Source organism: Oleiphilus sp. HI0066, from assembly GCF_001635725.1.
On sequence record NZ_LWFH01001197.1, the window covers coordinates 1 to 883 of the forward strand.

1 protein-coding gene is annotated in these 883 nt (G+C 40.9%); it reads right to left on the bottom strand.

Annotation, left to right across the window (positions count from 1 at the left end; translation table 11 throughout):
• Positions 1 to 161: 161 nt before the first annotated feature.
• On the bottom strand, positions 162 to 883 hold a 722-nt coding region (locus tag A3738_RS16215), incomplete at its 5' end, for a glycosyltransferase (RefSeq protein ID WP_156504304.1).

An 883-nucleotide genomic window follows, 5' to 3' on the forward strand; every position in this document is an offset into this window, starting at 1 on the left:
AACAATTAAAGAGAATTAAATGCGGCTGAAACTGATCCCGATCCAACCCTTCAATTAGCTTGTATAGCTGTCCTTCAGTACCGGCATAAGGAGACGTGAAGCTATCAATGATATAAAGCAACTTAACAGGATGTGGCATAAGAATGTAATCTGCTAATCGCTCAGTTAACAACTTCTTTGCCGAGTAAAACTTTTAAGCTCCGAAGCGGGTCAAGAATACCCGCTTTAAAAATATGAACCAAAGCTTTCATATATCGTCCCTGTCTGATAAAGACCTGCCCTAAGCGGAAGTTCAGGACCGCTTTACGTTTGCGAATTGTGCTCGATTTGTATGGGTAGCGTTTTGAAGCAGCTTCCAGAATTTTGAATCCCGTCGTCCAGCGCACATCTTGCTTCTTCGTGCTAATCGAATTTTCGTGCCTTCGATAGTTAAAAACATAGTCTGGCAGGTATGCAAACGTACATACCTCGCTAATACGAATTAGCATGTCGTGATCTTGCGCAGAACGATACTCTTCGTTAAAAAAACCGACTCGATCGTATACTTTTTTACGCACAAGCGAATTTTGAGGCAGCAAAATATAACAGTCCAATAGCACTCTATTGGGATCGTTATTTTCTTTGGGGTCTTCTGGATAAAAGTCATAGTACCGCTGCCCATCACTGTCGACACCGTAGCCATTACAATAAACAAGACCTATATCAGGATTTTGTTCCAAATATGCGACCTGAATTTCAAGTTTATTCAACTCCCAAAAATCATCACTATCTAAGATTGCTATATATTTTCCAGAAGCTTGCTTCAAGCCCAAATTAATGGATGCAGACTGGCCTTTATTTGTATGGCCCTCATGCGCAAGCACAGAAATTTTGTCACCGTACT